The sequence below is a fragment of the Petrocella sp. genome (assembly GCF_059865615.1).
This window is the reverse complement of the sequence record NZ_JCBCDA010000061.1, coordinates 1-16,998: the sequence shown is the minus strand read 5'-3', so window position 1 is coordinate 16,998 and position 16,998 is coordinate 1. Positions and strand designations below refer to the sequence as shown.

The following is a 16,998-nucleotide window of genomic DNA, read 5'->3' as shown; positions in this document are numbered from 1 at the left end:
TGCACGCCTTGAGAAAACATATCAAGGGGCTGAACTTGATCTACTTTATAACCCTTTTCCGTAAGATACTTAAGGTCTCTTGCCAGTGTTGATGGGTCACAAGAGACATAGATAATACGCTTGGGATTAATCTTGACCATCGCATCTAGTAGTACTTCTTCACAGCCTTTTCTTGGTGGGTCCACAACGATGACATCTGCACGCATCTTTAATTCATCATGAAGCCTTGGTATAACTTCTTCTGCTTTGCCCGTATAGAACTCGGCGTTCGTTATACCATTGATATCCGCATTATGAAGTGCGTCTTCTACAGCCGCTTCAACCACTTCTACACCAATAACTTTTTTTGCTTTTTTTGCCAGTAAAAGAGATATGCTACCAATACCACAAAAAATATCCATGACGGTTTCTTCACCGGTTAGTTCTGCAAACTCAATGACTTTTGAATATAGTTTTTCTGTCTGAACCGGATTGACTTGGAAGAAGGATAATGGTGATATGTGAAACTTGACATCATCTATGGTGTCTTCAATATGGGTGTCCCCATGCACATGAAGCAATTGTCCCCCCATGATGACATTGGTGATTTCCTTGTTTATATTCACACTGATTCCGGATATATAATCCAACTTGGTTAATCTTGCTATTAGACCTTCTGACGCCTTTAATCGTCGACCGTTGATGACCAATGTCACATGCATAAGCTTTGTGGAGTGGGCATGTCTTGTTACAATATGTCTTAAAAAGCCTTTATGTGTTTCTTCATTATAGGCGGATATACTATTTTGTGTCATCCACTCTAAGATGAGGGCTTTTACTTCTTCATTACGTTGGTCTTGAATATAACAAATATCCGTTTCCACTATTCTGTGGCTACGTTTGGCATAAAAGCCAATTTTTACACGACCACCTTCATACCTGACCGGATATTGAACTTTGTTTCGGTAATAATAAGGCTTATCCATACCTATGACCGGTTCCACTTGTATATCGCTTAATTTCCCAATTCTTTTAATCAATTGATCTACTTTGTTTTGCTTAAACTTCAACTGGCCCTCATAAGATAAATGCTGGAGTTGACAGCCGCCACACTGACTGGCCACTTTGCATATAGGTATAACTCTATCCGAGGAGGGTACCTTAATGGACTCAAGCTTCCCAACACCAAAATTCTTACCAACTTTAATAACTTTAGCAAGAACCGTCTCACCCGGCAAACCGCCATCGACAAACAAAGTATAACCTTCCACTTTGCCGATCCCTTCACCGTTAACACCAATATCATCAACCACCATCTCAAATACTTCATTTTTTACCACTGGTGCCTTTACTTTCGACATTTCATACCTCTATTCATCTATTTATCTGCTCAACAAAATCTAATATCTGGTTCTTCTTAAGTTGCGCTCAAACATTCTCTGGTAACCTAACCAATCATCTTGCTCATTAGAGGCTTTCATCAAGGTTGTAAATGTTTTCATCTTAGCATCCATATTATCAATATAATGAAGGGCTATGGCTTCAATGAGTTCCGGTTTCTTGGGTGATCCGTATTCTAACTCCCCATGATGGGCGATAATCATATGCTTAAGTAGATTGGCAAGGGTTGGTGGAAACTTAGGAATCTCATCTATTTTTTTACTTAGCCACTCTATGCCTATGATAATATGCCCAATGAGCTGGCCTTCATCTGTATACTCTATAATCGGGAACTCCGATAATTCTTTTAGCTTACCAATATCGTGAAACATACATCCTGAAAATAAGATGCTTTTGTTTAATACCGGATATTGCTTGGTCATAAAATCACATAGCCTTAGCATATACAAAGTATGTTCTAATAATCCACCCATATAAGCGTGGTGCACGGTTTTTGCAGCTGAATGGGCCTTAAAACTTTTGGCAAAAGCCTTATCTTCGACAAAGAAATTGGTGGCCAACTGCTTAAGCCATGGATCATCCATATCTTCAATGTATCCTATAAGCTCCTTATACATCTCTTCAACATCGTACTCTGTTGCCGGTATATAATCTTTAGGGTCATATTCTCCCTCTTGTGCTACACGAACACGTTTAATATTATACTGGATACTGCCTTGAAAGCTTACGACCGTTGCATCAACTTTTATATAATCCCCTGTTCCAAAGCTATTAATTCCATCGTTAAGATCCCATATTTTACCGTCGCCCACACCTGTTTTGTCTTGTAATCTGACGGAGTAATAGCTTTTCCCTGCTCTTGTTTTTAGTACCTGTTTTTCTGCACATAAATATATATCGACGATTTGATCGCCTTCATTTACATCTGCCAAATAACGCATATGTTTCTCCTTTCAATATGTAAGACTGTCTTGCTATCTACATAACAGTATTACTTGTTGCCATTATCACATTATAGCCTATTTTCAAGTGAAGTTAAAGAAAAGAAAAGAAAAGAATCGAGCACCATTATGCTCATCTATAAAATAAAGACCCTAAAATAGGATCTTCTAAGTTGACTAAAATCTTTTCCTTATCTCAATTAGTTGTTTTTTTATCTCTTTCTTACTGGTACGCCATGAGAAGTCTGTACCTGGCCATCCATATTCCAAAGTTACAATCTCTGGTTTACATTTGTACCTAAGCCAATCCAATAAATCGTAGTCTCTTGGTGTTAAAGGTGTATGCATATCGATTAGCCCTTTTTCTTCTGTCATCTGAGTTCCGACAAAATGTATCTCCTTAACCCGTTTTAAAGGAAGCCTTCTTAAATAATCATGAACATCCATTCTTAAGTGATAGGCTGAGACGCTTGCATGGGCTGTATCAAGCAAAAGACCAACATCATGTTTTTCACACATTTCGGCTATGAAATCCGGATCTACCGCTTCAGGTTTTACATAGTGTGGCGTATAAAACGGATTATAATCCATATTTTCAATAATTAAAGGTACTTCTAGAAATTCTTTGAATATCTCAACGCCTTGATCCAACCGTTGCCTTATATCCCTAACAACGTGCAAATCTTGATCATAAATAGAAAAATGTACCGCTAAATGTGGGGCATCATATTGGGTCAGTATTTCATTCATATGGTACCAATCATTATTACACTTTGGATCGACCATACCGATGTGTTCATGCTTACCAAAACCATGTATTAGGATTGGTTTCTTCTTCACAATCTCCTCATGTAATCCTATAAAAGGCTGGAAATAACCCATCTTAATACAATCTACTTCCACAGCATCTTCTTCAATTAACAACATCAATTCTTCGGAATAGTTACAACCAAGTTTCATTTTCTCGCCACCTCATTCTATCTAGGTTAAGCTTCAAAACTAAACTTCATTAACTTAACCACTATCTAGCTTAATTGAAACATTAACTGGCCGATATGTCAAATAAAAACAAAAAGTAGCATCTCTGCTACTTATCATCTTTTTGATCTAAATACTATTGTACTTATTTTGCGAACTAGCTTTGAAAGTCTGGAAAGTTTTTTGGGATATTTAATTTCCTCTTTATAAAATGAAGGACAACCATTATTCGTCTTAGTTTCATTCATGATTCACACTCCAATAATCAAGCTCATTAATTCCTATTTCCTATTATACAACCTGTTTTTGAACAGATTATGAATAGAACGTTAACAAATTAGCGTTTCTCATAAACCCCTTAATTTCCTGATTCTCAAGACCTTTTACACTCCTTTAAGTACAAATATCTCGGCTTCGTAACAAGGTGTCATAAAAAAGATATGTTAGGATGCTTTATAATTATGTCATAATCATGTAAAATGATAAGAGAATATATTTATATATATTAAAGGTGGTTCCTTATGACAAATCCGCAAAAAAAAAAGTTGGAAATAATCCAAGCAAGTGCCCTTGATTTGTTTAGAATTAATATTGCCTTAACTCGGTATGATCAATATAACAAAGCCATACAATCATCCACATCTCTTGAGAAAGATGCAGGTGAGCACTTTATATACATTGATACCGTCAGTCAAAAATCCTTAGGGTACTTAAAGCTCATGAAAACAAACCTTTCAGGAACTTGTTGGCTTCAAAGCTTTCTGATATTACCAGATTATATTGGACAAGGCTATGGTCGGCAGTTCTTTTGTGATTTTTTTAAAAACTACATACAGCCCCGCAATTATAGCCGAATCTATCTGACATGCCATCTTGATAATACTTCTGCACGCCAGTTTTGGTCTTCCCTTGGCTTTCATAAATATAATGATCGTGATAATATTATGCCTGTCTATGAAAAAGTAGCCTACGACCTCTATTATCTAGATCTAGATCTATAACCATAATAAAGGAGTTACTCATGAATCAAAAAGCCCTAAAGATACTTGAATACGATAAAATCATATTACAACTCAAACAATTGGCTCAATCAGAACCGGGCAAAAAAATGGTTGAAGCATTAAAACCATATTCCGATCTTGAAACAATCAACAGAAAGCAAAACGAGACTTCAGAGGCACTCTCCACCGTGCTCAAATATGGTTCACTACCTATTCGTGGTACACATCTTATCGGTCCTTCCTTAAAAAGACTGGCCATTAGTGGTAACCTCTCTATACTTGAATTGCTCCATATTGGAGATGTACTACGCGTTGCTTCCCGTCTAAAAAGTTATTTTAGAGAAGGCGAAGAGATGATTTGTACACTTTCCATTGCCCCTCTTTTCTTGGACATTGAACCACTAACGCCATTACTTAAAGAAATTGATCGTTGCATCATATCTGATGATATCATAGCTGATGAAGCCAGTTCACAGCTTCATCAGATACGGCGTCGCATACAAAATACCCATGCTAAAATCCGATCTAACCTCAACAGCATTATTAATAATAATAACCAAAAAACTATGTTGCAAGATCCAATTATTACCATCCGTAATGACCGCTTCTGTGTACCAGTTAAAGCCGAATACCGTAGTCAATTCAAAGGTATGATTCATGACCAATCTTCTACCGGTTCAACACTGTTTATCGAGCCTATGTCTGTTGTTGAACTGAATAACGGACTAACTGAACTGGCACATGAAGAACAAGAAGAAATCAGCCGTATTCTTGCAGAACTTAGTGCTTTGGCAGCGTTGCATATGGAGGCTCTAAAAATCAACTTAGATGTTATGGCTGAGCTGGATTTTATCTTTGCCAAGGCTGAACTGGCTTTAAAGCAAAATGCCACCTTGCCTATGTTTAATGACAACAAAGAGATCAATCTAAAAAAAGCAAGGCATCCTCTACTAAGTGATCAAGAAGTGGTACCTATTGATATTTACCTTGGAAAATCATTTAATACCTTAGTTATTACAGGACCCAATACCGGTGGCAAGACCGTTACTCTTAAGACTTTAGGCCTCTTTTCCCTTATGGGGCAAGCCGGTTTGCATATACCTGCTTTTGACGGTTCCAGCTTAACGGTTTTTGATGAGATCTATGCAGACATCGGCGACGAACAAAGTATTGAACAATCCCTAAGTACCTTCTCTTCACATATGGTTAATATCGTGGATATACTTAAGAAGGCCACCATCGATTCACTGGTACTTTTTGATGAGCTTGGAGCCGGAACGGATCCAACAGAAGGTGCCGCACTTGCCATGGCTACTTTGGAAAATCTATTTGCCCGAAGAGTTCTCACTGTGGCCACCACGCATTACAGCGAGCTTAAAGTCTATGCCCTTTCAACCGAGGGGGTAGAAAATGCTTCCTGCGAATTTGATGTGACCACCTTACGCCCTACCTACCGCTTACTTATAGGTATTCCAGGAAAAAGTAATGCCTTTGCCATCTCCAAAAGATTAGGTCTGGGTGATGATATTATCGAGGAAGCCAAAGCGCTTCTTCAACAAAAAGAAGTCCGTTTTGAAGACTTGATTACAGATCTTGAAATCAATAAAAAATTAGCCATTGCTGAGAAGGAAAAGGCTGAAAAATATAGAAAAGAAACTGAAATCCTTAAGCGCCGGTTTGATTTTCAAAAAGAAGCTTTTGAGCAAAAAAAACAAGAAATGCTTATGGAAGCTAAAAAAGAAGCCTATAGAATTACAGAAGTCGCTAAAGAAGAAGCGGATCGACTCATTCGCCAGATTAACCGAATCGCCGATAGTGCTCAGATTGACACCAAGACTCTAGAAGAAAGTCGCAGTACTTTACGTCAGTCTATGACAAAGATGGAAAATGAAATGGGTTTACCAACAGCTAAGGCAAAAGGTACCAAAGCAAAAGACATTGCCATTGGTGATACGGTTTTTGTTGCTCCTTTTAATGGAAATGGTACCGTTTTATCTTTACCAAATAGTAAAGGTGATATTCAAGTTCAAATGGGTATTATGAAGTCCAATGTTTCCCTTAAAGATGTGACGGTTCTACAAGAAGAAAGTCACCATCCGAAAGAAGCACGCAAAAAAGCTTCTTCAAAAGGTGTAACCACCAAAGCTTATAGCATCTCAACAGAGATTGATCTGCGAGGGGAAATGACCATCGACGCACTCCAAGTTCTGGATAAATACTTAGATGATGCCTATCTGTCAAAATTGCCAATGGTCACCATCATTCATGGCAAAGGTACCGGTGCTCTTAGGTCCGCCATTCATAAGCACCTGAGAAAAGTGAAATATGTAGATTCATTCCGAATTGGTGCCTATGGTGAAGGAGAATCTGGTGTAACTATTGTAGAATTCAAGTAAAATGCTTATAATAATATTAGCTCCTATAAACCATCCCAACCACCATACAAGAATTGAGGTGTCCTCATGGAAGCAAAATCAAAAATACTCATTGTTGATGACGACGAAAATATAACCGAACTCATAGCCCTCTATCTGGAAAAAGAAGGTTATTCAACAAAATCTGTTCACAATGGCAATGACGCAATCCATGTTTTTAAATCTTTCTCACCGAATTTGGTTATTTTAGACCTTATGTTACCAGGAAGGGATGGCTTTGACGTGTGTAAGGATATACGTCAAATGAGTAATACACCGATTATTATGCTTACCGCCAAAGGTGAGACTTTTGATAAGATTCTGGGCCTTGAATTGGGTGCGGATGACTACATGATCAAACCTTTTGATACTAAAGAGCTCACCGCAAGAGTCAAGGCTGTCCTTAGACGATTCACGCCTAAAGGAAATACTACCAAACAGATTTCGATGCCTAGCTTAACCATCAACCTCTCCAATTATACCGTTGTCTATAACGATGCAAAAATTGAAATGCCACCGAAGGAACTAGAACTCATATATTTTCTTGCTTCCAACCCGAACCAAGTCTTCACAAGAGAGCAGCTGCTTGATCGTATATGGGGTTATGAATATATCGGTGACACTCGCACTGTTGATGTTCATATAAAAAGAATTCGTGAAAAAATCAATGAATCAGATGCTTGGGGTATCAAAACCGTTTGGGGCATTGGGTATAAATTTGAGGTGAACTAGATATGTTCAAGACATTTACAGGCCGTTTTTTTGCGATCTATGCTATGACCACTTTAGTCATTTTCCTTCTATTGTTTGGTGTACTTACTCAAATTATTTCAAACTATTTTATAGAGAACCATTATAAAATGATGTTAGAGGAAAGTCGAATTTTAAGTGATCAGTTCATAGAAACCTATAAGGCAAGAACCTTGACGGATCTTAATTTCAACTATCAGTTAACCGCTACCGGCCGATATATTGATTCTAGAATTATGATTCTAGATGAAAATCATAGGGTTTTTAAAGACACTCAAACCACCGGCAAATCCTTGGTCGGTCATAAGCTCAATCATCCCATTATCCATTCTGTTTTTGAAGGTCAACAAATGTCAGAAACCGGTACTTTTGGTGACCTCTATAACCAGCTGGTACTGACAACCGCTTATCCTATTTTCTCAGGTGATCGGATTATAGGAGCGGTTATTATTAACTCTCCTTATCCTACATTGCGGGAAAACATTAATAATATCTATCAAATGACCCTTATTTCATTACTTGTACTTTTGTCTGCCACTTTTATATCTACATATGTCTACTCAAAAAGTATTTCCAATACCATCTCTGAGTTAAACGATCGGGTTCAAGCCATTGCCAATGGTGATTTTTCAAGCCATGTTGTTGTAAGTACCGATAACGAGATTGGACAACTGGCCAATAATATAAACCATATGGCCTCTGAACTCGAAAAACTTGAAGATATGCGTAAAGATTTTATTGCTAATATCTCTCATGATTTCAGGTCACCTCTAACATCTATTAAAGGTTTCGTACAAGCCATATTAGATAACACCATTCCTTATGAACGACAAGGCAAGTACCTAAATATCGTTCTTGATGAAACAGAGCGTTTGACCAAGCTCACCAACGACATACTCCTCCTAACAAAAATGGAAAATAATACCGTACAATTAAATAAAACCCATTATGATCTTCATCAAGATATTCGAAAAATCCTCTTTCAATTTGAGCAGAAAATCCTAGATAAGCATATCGATTTCACTTTGCTCATCGACCAACAGGAACTGTTTGTATTTGCGGATATGAATCAGATACAACGTGTTTTGACTAATCTCATCGATAACGCCATAAAATTCTGTTCTCCGGAAGACACCATCATTGTAGAAACTACGGTATTAATTGGTAAAGTTGAAGTACGTATCAAAGATTCAGGTCCCGGAATATCCGAAGAAGACATTAAGTACATCTGGGATCGATTTCATAAAGCAGACCGCTCAAGGGGTAAAGATAAGAAAGGTATCGGTCTAGGCCTATCCATCGTAAGAGAAATTATCAAAGCTCATAACGAGAAAATAGACGTCTATAGTCAAGAAGGTAAAGGCACAACTTTCGTTTTCACTTTACCTCTTTCCCACCATAGATAAAGGCGCATTGCATTTATAAAGTGCAATACGCCTCTTGTATTTCTTTCAAGTTTCTTTATTGATTAACCTGTTCTTTTGCTTAAGGTTATTTTTGATGAGACCATCAAGAAACAATATGGTTTCTTTTGTCAGATTCGTAAACTTTAATCCGGCTTCGTACTCACCGCCGGAGTAACGACACCAAATCACCTCTAACATGACCTCTTTTTTCTCCCCGACATTTTCGAGATTGAAAACAAGTAAATCGCCTGTACCAAGATCTCTGGTACAACGAATGCCTATTCCGCTATAAGAGATGTCTTCAACGATTATTCTAATCGGTGCAGGATCAGGTGTCTCTTCGCTATTTGATAAAATGTGCTTATAACATAAGATATGATTCTTATAGTCGATCCGTTTTCTAATTCTATTATCTTCTTCCAAATAGTCACCCTCTTAGCTTTATAACCATTTATGATGATGCAACTCGCCTTCTATTTGCATTTCTCCAAAATCATGTTGACGATAAGCTTCATAAAGTACTATGGAAACTGCATTAGATAAATTCAATGACCTTATATCATTCGCCATCGGTATACGTATACAGCTTTCTTGATACTTAAGTAGGATTTCTTCCGGTATACCGGCACTTTCTTTACCAAACATAATAAAGGATCCTTTTTCATATTGAACATCTGCATACGTTTTCTTGGCTTTGGTCGTACCCATATATATTTTGACGCCCGGATACTTTAGTAAAAATTCTTCAAATGAATCATACATGTGCAAATCTAATTTATGCCAATAGTCTAAACCGGCACGTTTAACAGACTTTTCGTCTAAAGAAAAGCCAAGTGGTCTTATTAGGTGTAAGGAAGCACCTGTCGCTACACAAGTTCTTCCAATACTACCTGTATTATGGGGGATTTCAGGTTCAAGTAAAATAATATTCATCATTTTGGTTTAATTGCAATGTTCAGTTCAAGTAATGTAGATCCATCTTCTAACTCAAGTGGAACACAGATTGTCTTAGAGTCACTAACAGTAAAAGACATATTGTTGCCCAGACATAAGTTTGGTGGCGTTATATCCACAATAATACCCCTAGTTGAAAAAATAGTAGCAGCATTGCCTAGTACCATATTAGCAAGCTCACCAATGGCACTTTTTGACATATCGTTTAATTCTAAAACCGGCATACCCATCATCATATGCGATGCAATATTACAAGCTATATCCTCTTCAAGAGAAATAATAACTTGTCCTCTTAGTTCTCCGGTTATACCTACTATAACCGTTAAGACCTTCCCTTCATACTCCGGGTTCTTTATATAGGGCTTACCCATTTTTGTATGTATTTGTGATAAGTCCCTTAAAACACTTTGAGCTGCACTAATAAACGGATTAATTAACTCTACATTGACTGACACATTGTTCCCTCCTTTTGTCTCTTTTACTTATTGTATCACATTGGGTTATTGGCTATCAATAAATATCGCTAGAATACAGTTTATGCTCTATACCGCAACCTCTAAAAAAGGTTGAACTTGACAAGACATCTATTCTATAATAGAATTAAATTACTACTATGAAATAATAACTATTACAGGAGTGAATATATGGATCAACTAACCGCTATGCTTAAAGCTAAAAATCTAAAAGTCACACCACAAAGATTAGCTATATTTAATGTTCTATGTAATACTGTAGAACATCCTAGTGCTGAATCTATTTATAATGCTTTACAAGAAACCCATCCAACGATGAGTCTTGCAACCATTTATAAGACACTAGACACCTTAAAAAAAGCCAATCTTATCCAGGAGCTTAATGTTGGTGAAGATCGTTTTCGCTATGACGCCATTATCCATAATCACCCTCACATGATTTGTAATCATTGTGGTCAAGTTTATGATTTACACACCCGTGTCGTTGATCAACTCATTGACCAACTTCAAGCAGAAACTGATTTTACAATTGAGTCTGAAAAAATCTTCCTATACGGAACCTGTTCGGATTGTAAAGTAGCACATTAGAATCTGTATCATAGAGACAAAGCAAGGCTGACTCAGATTATGATATATCCTGAGACAGCCTCTTTTATTGTGTTTTTATTTTTTGTGATATCTTTATTTTTTTATCATCTTCTCAACAAACAATCCAATTCTCTCAAGAGCGATCTTCAACTCTTCCACAGAATATGCATAAGAACATCTTATAAAACCTTCACCACATTCTCCAAAAGCCGTTCCCGGTACAACCGCTACTTTCTGATCAAATAATAACTGGGTCGCAAATTCTTCAGATGTTAGACCGGTTTTTTGAATGGATGGGAATACATAGAATGCACCTTCCGGTTCAAAACAATCTAGTCCCATTTTTCTAAAGCCTTCAACCATTAATCTTCTTCTTTGATTATATGCTCGTCGCATCATTTCCACATCATCATCACAGTTTTTCGCAGCTTCAAGTGCAGCATATTGACTGGTGGTTGGTGCACTCATAATTGCATACTGATGAATCTTAGTCATTAATCCTACAGCCTCTTCCGGTCCAAGCACATAACCCATTCTCCATCCTGTCATGGCATAAGCTTTTGAAAAGCCATTGATGATGATTGTACGCTCTCTCATGCCTGGTAAAGATGCTATAGACACATGCTCAAAGCCATAAGATAACTCTGCATAAATCTCATCGGAAATAACAATCAGATCGTGTTTAATAATAACTTCTGATATGGCTTTTAGATGTTCTTCTTTCATGACCGCTCCTGTAGGATTGGTAGGGAAAGATATCATTAACACTTTACTTTTTGGTGTAATAGCTGCTTCAATCTCTTCAGCTGTAATACGGAACTCATTTTCAGCTTTTAGTGGAATAGAGATAATATTAGCCCCCGCTAGATAAGCACAGGGCTGATAGGATACAAAGCAAGGCTCTGCAATAATAACGTCATCTCCGGGATTAATGAGGACACGAAGGGCTAAATCAATGCCTTCACTGCCTCCTACTGTTACAAGACATTCTGTTTTATAATCATAGTCTAAGTTGAACCTTCGCCTCTGATAATCACATATGGCTTCCCTAAGCTCTAAGAGACCGGAATTTGAAGTATAAAATGTTTTACCTTTTTCAAGGGAATAGATACCTTCTTCTCTAATTCGCCAAGGTGTATCAAAATCAGGTTCACCAACACCTAGAGATATGGCATCTTTCATTTCTGTTACAACATCAAAAAACTTGCGAATGCCTGATGGCGGAATTACGGATGCTCTTTGTGATAATTTATTTTCCATCATGGGGTCACCACCATTCTCTCGTCTTTTTTCTCATCGTCTAGAATAATCCCATAATCTTTGTACTTTTTCAGAACAAAATGGGTACTGGTACTTAGGACGGATTCTAAGGGTGCTAATGTTTGTCCAACAAATAAAGCCACTTCCTTCATGGTTGAGCCTTCAATGATGACTGTAAGATCAAACCCACCGGACATAAGATAGACCGCTGTTACTTCTTTGAATCTGTAGATACGTTCTGCAATACGGTCGAAGCCTTCACCTCTTTGTGGGGTGACTCTGACTTCAATTAATGCCGTTACTTTTTCATTGTTGGTGCGATCCCAGTTAATGAGTGTATGATAACCACATATAATTTTTTCTTTTTCCATTTTCGATATTTCATCGGCTATATTATCTTCATTGTCATTTAGCATCATTGCCAAGTCTTTAACTTCGATTTTGCTGTTGTTTTGAATAATCTGAAGTATGTCTGCTCTCATATGTTACCTCCATAATCTTGTTTGGTATTAAACTCAATCGTTTATTATCTAATTCCGCTTTCCCAAATTTTTTTATCTTCTTGCTAGCAAGCAATAAAAATCGCTAAGAAATCCTACCTGTGGGAATGTTGAGTTATCTGATTACTTTATATAGTTCGTCTGATTTAGGTGGCTTAAGGGTTTGCCGTATATGATCGCTGATGATGAGACGTTCCTTACCGGAGGTTACTTTCCCAATATGTGCGCTATGAATACCCTCTTCTAGTAATGCCTTAACAAGTCCAGGTCCATCTTCTGTTCCAATAAGCAGTGCGCCACTCGAAATGAGTTGATAAGGGTTAAGGCTATAAAACTCACATATTTCGATTGTTTCTCTTTTTATAGGTATATGATCGAGTTGAACTTCAAAACCAACTTTAGCACTTGATGCCATTTCCCACAGTGCTCCATATACTCCACCTTCTGTTATATCATGCATGGCTTTTACACCATGCTTCATGGCGGCCGCGCTATCCTCAACAACTGAAATGAGATCTGTGAACTTCTTAGCTTCTTCAATTAAGCTTTGTTTAACATGACCTTTTAACTCAGCTTCTTTTTCCAGAGCAATGATACCAGTACCTTCAATACCAGCCCATTTGGTCATGACCAAATCATCACCAGGGTGCAAATTGCATGACATGGCTAAACTTGCATCTGTTGCTCTACCAATGCCCGTCACCGATACAATCACTTGGTTGACCGCGCCTGTCACCTCTGTATGTCCACCAAGCACTTGCACATTCAAAGATGTACAAACCGAGTTCACATCCTGCATGATAATCTTAAGATCTTCTTCTAAAAAGCCTGTAGGTAATAATATTGTAAGTAAGATACCAACCAGCGTTGCCCCACTTGAAGCTATATCATTAGCTGTAACATGAACCGCCAGCTTACCGATTTCTTTGGTGGTTCCTGTAATCGGATCTGTTGACATAACAATAAGATCCTCACTGGGGAATTTTAGAACGCAACAATCCTCACCAATGCCGGGGCCATGAATAACTTCTTCTCTTTTTACAGATAATGGCTTTAAAATGGTTCTTTTTAAAACCGATTCAGATACTTTTCCAATCTCCATGCTTCATTCCTCATCGTTTCCTATATTGTTTCCTGATTTTTATAGTATGCTTAAAGGATCAAAACTAAGTTTTACTAAATTCACATACCATATATAGGTTACGTTGATACATTCGCAACTATATATGGTATGTGAAAGTTCAACTATATAGTTTTGACGCCTTAAGCACATTATTATTGTTTAACCAATAAAGTATCCCATATAATCAAGGCGACTTCACCTCTTGTGACAACTTTACTTGAATCTACACTCGAATTAGCTGGTATAACTCCAATGGATTTGGCTCTTTGTATATAGTTCTCTGGCCATTTGCCTGTTAGATCCTCTTGCCTACCTAGAACATTCACCATAATAGTAACGATTTCCCCATAAGTGATGTTACCAGCCGGTCTAAAAACATCTCCCGGATAACCCTGTACAAGCTTTAATTTATTTGCATTGCCAATCACCCCCTGGGCCCAGTGACTGGTTGGAACATCCGCAAAACTCTTACTTTCTCCTGCTACTTCAACACCTTCGTATCCTAGTATTCTTACAGCTAAGGCTGCTACTTCAGCTCTGACAATCGGATTATCAAGCTTAAGGGATCCGTCATCATAACCTCGAAGTATACCTAACGTTCTTAATTGATTGCCAGCATAACTTTCCTCATTGGTGGCACCATGGACAATGGTGGTTGACATTAATAGCACCGCCATCATTACAATTATCATTTTATTCTTTATATTCTTCATCTATTTACCTCATCTTCATTGAGACGCGCCGTTTTCAATCTATCCATTGCTTGTACAGATGCTATTATAGCATGAATGATTCTTCCAAACCATAGTTCACCTACGAATGAAAACATATTGTAACAATGATAAAGTACCAATATTATATAGTTTATTTTTCGCGCTAGCCACAAGCTCTTATCTAAAGATGGCCTTTGTCGTCTCTCTGACAATGAGTTCAATAGGTAGCTCCTGTGACTTTAACTCCAGCTCGCCATCAATTTTTTTTATGAGAAGTCTTGCAACCTCCACACCTTTTTTATAGATATCCTGTCTTATTGTAGTTAAAGCCGGAAACGTGTAGTCACAAATGCTCAAGTCATCAAATCCTATTATGGATAGATCTTCCGGAATCTTCCTTCCAAACTGATGCATGATCTTAATAATACCAAGTGCCATAATATCTGCAATTGCAAACACCGCTGTGACCTCCATGTGGTCCTTTAAAAGTCTATGGCCTATGGATATGCCTCCTTTGAAGGAAACCGCCTCAACAATCACTGGGCATGCCGTTTGATCTAACTTGGCTTCTTTTATAGCACGTTTGAACCCTATAAAACGTTTCTCATTCACCTCTGAAACGCCGACCTCACTGGTCGCAAAAGCAATATGCTTATGTCCAAGGGTCGTTAAATGCTTAGTTGCAAGGTAAGCACCTAACACATCATCAATACCTACATTATTAACACCCACCGCTTCATAGTTGTAATTATCTATTAAGACGATTGGCACCGATACCAGCTTAAGGTCTTCCCAAAACCTTGTATCATAAGTGCCAAGGATGGCCAAGCCATCTAGCATCCGCTTGTTCACCAATTCAAGGGCATGATCAATAGAGTGAATGCAAGATATAAGAATGTCATAACCGAGCATCCTAGCTTCATATTCAATACCACTAATAATCTCACTGTAAAAAGGATTGGTTTTTAGAAGAGAACTTGGCGCACTGTTTTCATATACTTCCGGTATGAAAATACCGATTAAATTTGATTTTCCAATAGACAAACTTCGAGCGGTCATGTCCATTTTATAATTAAGTTCCTTGACGGATGAAAGGACTTTTTGCTTCGTCGCTTCCGTTGTTTTATTGGATATGTTATTGATAACATTGGATACGGTTGCAACCGATACACCTGCATGTTTTGCAACGTCCTTCATGGTTATTTTCCCCATACTTTTACCTCGCTTTTTGTCGACTCCAAACTCACTCGTTTTCTCTGACATGGTTAATTATATCTTTTTTAACCATGCTTAGCAATTAGATTTTAAACGTTTACTAAACTATTAACCTTGGTTAAAATATCAAAACTATATTGATGGACTTTTACATATAATATATAGTTATGAGTGTATCAACGTAACCTATATGTTATATGTAATATAGAGAAACTTAGTTTTTACACTTTAACTAACCAATTATGCTGACACCCTAAAGCCTTCTCTTTCATAGTACCGTTAAAAACTTCACCAAAACTATTGACAAAACTTCTAATTGTGGTAAGATATATCTTGTTCACCTTGAGGGCGCTTCCTCTTGGAAATTCAAGTTCATATTTTGTTTGGAGGGGTTCCCGAGTGGCCAAAGGGGGCAGACTGTAAATCTGTTGCGATAGCTTCGAAGGTTCGAATCCTTCTCCCTCCATTTGATCGTTATACGATCATAATAAGTTGTTGGTTATGCGCCGGAGTGGCGGAACTGGCAGACGCACAGGACTTAAAATCCTGCGACCTATAAAGTCGTACCGGTTCGATTCCGGTCTCCGGCATTAATTAACGCTTATTATATATTGATTGGTAAGACCGAATTGTCTTCGTATGAAGATGATGCATGAAGTACTTGTACTTCTGCCCAGATAGCTCAGTCGGTAGAGCAGAGGACTGAAAATCCTCGTGTCGCTGGTTCGATTCCGGCTCTGGGCATTCCGCATCTACATCATTTATTATGACCAAAAGTCTGAAACATCCTCCTACTTCGATTCCGGCTCTGGGCATTCCGCATCTACATCATTTATTATGACCAGAAGTCTGAAATATCCTCCTACTTCGATTCCGGCTCTGGGCATTCCAAATAATATCTCGCGGGTGTAGTTTAATGGTAAAACTCCAGCCTTCCAAGCTGGTTACGGGGGTTCGATTCCCCCTACCCGCTCTCTGCGCGAATGGCTCAGTGGTAGAGCATCGCCTTGCCAAGGCGAGGGTCGCGAGTTCGAATCTCGTTTCGCGCTTCACAAAAAACCAGCCAAATCCTTTATATACAAGGATTTGGCTGGTTTTTTGTTTTCTTACTATTGAGTCCCTTTGAGTCCATTCAGCAACTTTTCGCTAATCTTTTTTTAATTATTATTTATGTAGATGAAGCTGCCAGAAGGCAGCGTCATTTCTAATAATCTCCTCTAAGAATCATTCGTTCTTCTTGATATTTACCATTCTTCTCTATTGTATAGAACGTCAACTCTTGTTCAAGCCTACCCTTATCAT

16 protein-coding genes and 5 tRNA genes are annotated in these 16,998 nt (G+C 37.9%); 10 read left to right on the top strand and 11 right to left on the bottom strand.

Going from position 1 to position 16,998, the window contains the following annotated elements:
- The 3 genes from rlmD to AC6F8J_RS07270 all read right to left on the bottom strand — a co-directional run.
- Positions 1-1,340: 23S rRNA (uracil(1939)-C(5))-methyltransferase RlmD (gene rlmD, locus AC6F8J_RS07280; protein ID WP_500722068.1), on the bottom strand; the 1,340-nt coding region annotated here is incomplete at its 3' end.
- A 39-nt stretch (positions 1,341-1,379) separates the two neighbouring features.
- Positions 1,380-2,321 (bottom strand): HD domain-containing protein, encoded by a 942-nt coding sequence (locus AC6F8J_RS07275; RefSeq protein ID WP_500722067.1) that lies wholly within the window; start codon positions 2,319-2,321, stop codon positions 1,380-1,382.
- A gap of 177 nt (positions 2,322-2,498) precedes the next feature.
- Positions 2,499-3,281 (bottom strand): multinuclear nonheme iron-dependent oxidase, encoded by a 783-nt coding sequence (locus tag AC6F8J_RS07270; RefSeq protein ID WP_500722066.1) that lies wholly within the window; start codon positions 3,279-3,281, stop codon positions 2,499-2,501.
- A 539-nt stretch (positions 3,282-3,820) separates the two neighbouring features.
- On the opposite strand from AC6F8J_RS07270, the gene AC6F8J_RS07265 reads away from it, so the two are divergent.
- From AC6F8J_RS07265 to AC6F8J_RS07250, 4 genes are all read left to right on the top strand, one after another.
- Positions 3,821-4,300 carry a GNAT family N-acetyltransferase gene (locus AC6F8J_RS07265; protein ID WP_500722065.1) on the top strand — a complete coding sequence of 160 codons (480 nt, stop codon included), beginning with the start codon at positions 3,821-3,823 and terminating at the stop codon, positions 4,298-4,300.
- 20 nt (positions 4,301-4,320) lie between these two features.
- Positions 4,321-6,696 (top strand): endonuclease MutS2, encoded by a 2,376-nt coding sequence (locus AC6F8J_RS07260; protein ID WP_500722064.1) that lies wholly within the window; start codon positions 4,321-4,323, stop codon positions 6,694-6,696.
- A gap of 66 nt (positions 6,697-6,762) precedes the next feature.
- Positions 6,763-7,446 (top strand): response regulator, encoded by a 684-nt coding sequence (locus AC6F8J_RS07255; RefSeq protein WP_500722063.1) that lies wholly within the window; start codon positions 6,763-6,765, stop codon positions 7,444-7,446.
- A 2-nt stretch (positions 7,447-7,448) separates the two neighbouring features.
- Entirely contained in the window at positions 7,449-8,870 is a 1,422-nt protein-coding gene (locus tag AC6F8J_RS07250; protein WP_500722062.1) for an ATP-binding protein, read from the top strand.
- A 45-nt stretch (positions 8,871-8,915) separates the two neighbouring features.
- Here the strand turns inward: AC6F8J_RS07250 and AC6F8J_RS07245 are convergent, their stop codons facing one another.
- From AC6F8J_RS07245 to AC6F8J_RS07235, 3 genes are read right to left on the bottom strand one after another with little or no spacing between them, the layout of a single operon-like run.
- A complete protein-coding gene (locus AC6F8J_RS07245) occupies positions 8,916-9,293 on the bottom strand; it encodes a PilZ domain-containing protein (RefSeq protein ID WP_500722061.1) in 378 nt (125 codons plus the stop codon).
- Between the two features lie 18 nt (positions 9,294-9,311).
- Positions 9,312-9,803 carry a TrmH family RNA methyltransferase gene (locus AC6F8J_RS07240; protein ID WP_500722060.1) on the bottom strand — a complete coding sequence of 164 codons (492 nt, stop codon included), beginning with the start codon at positions 9,801-9,803 and terminating at the stop codon, positions 9,312-9,314.
- The gene (locus AC6F8J_RS07235; protein WP_500722059.1) at positions 9,803-10,279 is read right to left on the bottom strand and encodes a chemotaxis protein CheX; all 477 of its coding nucleotides are present in this window, start codon (positions 10,277-10,279) and stop codon (positions 9,803-9,805) included. The genes AC6F8J_RS07240 and AC6F8J_RS07235 overlap by 1 nt, the downstream gene beginning before the upstream one ends.
- A 189-nt stretch (positions 10,280-10,468) precedes the next feature.
- On the opposite strand from AC6F8J_RS07235, the gene perR reads away from it, so the two are divergent.
- A complete protein-coding gene (gene perR / locus AC6F8J_RS07230; protein ID WP_500722058.1) occupies positions 10,469-10,885 on the top strand; it encodes a transcriptional regulator PerR in 417 nt (138 codons plus the stop codon).
- A 93-nt stretch (positions 10,886-10,978) separates the two neighbouring features.
- On the opposite strand, the gene AC6F8J_RS07225 is transcribed toward perR, so the two are convergent.
- From AC6F8J_RS07225 to AC6F8J_RS07205, 5 genes are all read right to left on the bottom strand, one after another.
- The gene (locus AC6F8J_RS07225) at positions 10,979-12,145 is read right to left on the bottom strand and encodes an aminotransferase class I/II-fold pyridoxal phosphate-dependent enzyme (protein WP_500722069.1); all 1,167 of its coding nucleotides are present in this window, start codon (positions 12,143-12,145) and stop codon (positions 10,979-10,981) included.
- On the bottom strand, positions 12,145-12,627 hold the full coding sequence (locus AC6F8J_RS07220; RefSeq protein ID WP_500722057.1) for an Lrp/AsnC ligand binding domain-containing protein: 483 nt from the start codon (positions 12,625-12,627) through the stop codon (positions 12,145-12,147). Before AC6F8J_RS07220 ends, AC6F8J_RS07225 begins: the two co-directional genes overlap by 1 nt.
- A gap of 133 nt (positions 12,628-12,760) precedes the next feature.
- Positions 12,761-13,747, bottom strand: a complete 987-nt coding sequence (locus AC6F8J_RS07215) for an AIR synthase-related protein (RefSeq protein ID WP_500722056.1) — start codon at positions 13,745-13,747, stop codon at positions 12,761-12,763.
- A gap of 173 nt (positions 13,748-13,920) precedes the next feature.
- Positions 13,921-14,481 carry an S-layer homology domain-containing protein gene (locus tag AC6F8J_RS07210; protein ID WP_500722055.1) on the bottom strand — a complete coding sequence of 187 codons (561 nt, stop codon included), beginning with the start codon at positions 14,479-14,481 and terminating at the stop codon, positions 13,921-13,923.
- Positions 14,482-14,658: 177 nt separating this feature from the next.
- Positions 14,659-15,744, bottom strand: coding sequence for a substrate-binding domain-containing protein (locus AC6F8J_RS07205; RefSeq protein ID WP_500722054.1), 1,086 nt, complete (start codon positions 15,742-15,744; stop codon positions 14,659-14,661).
- A 337-nt stretch (positions 15,745-16,081) separates the two neighbouring features.
- On the opposite strand from AC6F8J_RS07205, the gene AC6F8J_RS07200 reads away from it, so the two are divergent.
- From AC6F8J_RS07200 to AC6F8J_RS07180, 5 genes are all read left to right on the top strand, one after another.
- Positions 16,082-16,162, top strand: a tRNA-Tyr gene (locus AC6F8J_RS07200).
- A gap of 39 nt (positions 16,163-16,201) precedes the next feature.
- Positions 16,202-16,286: transfer RNA gene (locus AC6F8J_RS07195), tRNA-Leu, on the top strand.
- A gap of 81 nt (positions 16,287-16,367) precedes the next feature.
- Positions 16,368-16,440 (top strand) — tRNA-Phe (locus AC6F8J_RS07190).
- 158 nt (positions 16,441-16,598) lie between these two features.
- A tRNA-Gly gene (locus tag AC6F8J_RS07185) sits at positions 16,599-16,669 on the top strand.
- 4 nt (positions 16,670-16,673) lie between these two features.
- Positions 16,674-16,745: transfer RNA gene (locus AC6F8J_RS07180), tRNA-Gly, on the top strand.
- The last annotated feature ends 253 nt before the right edge of the window (positions 16,746-16,998 follow it).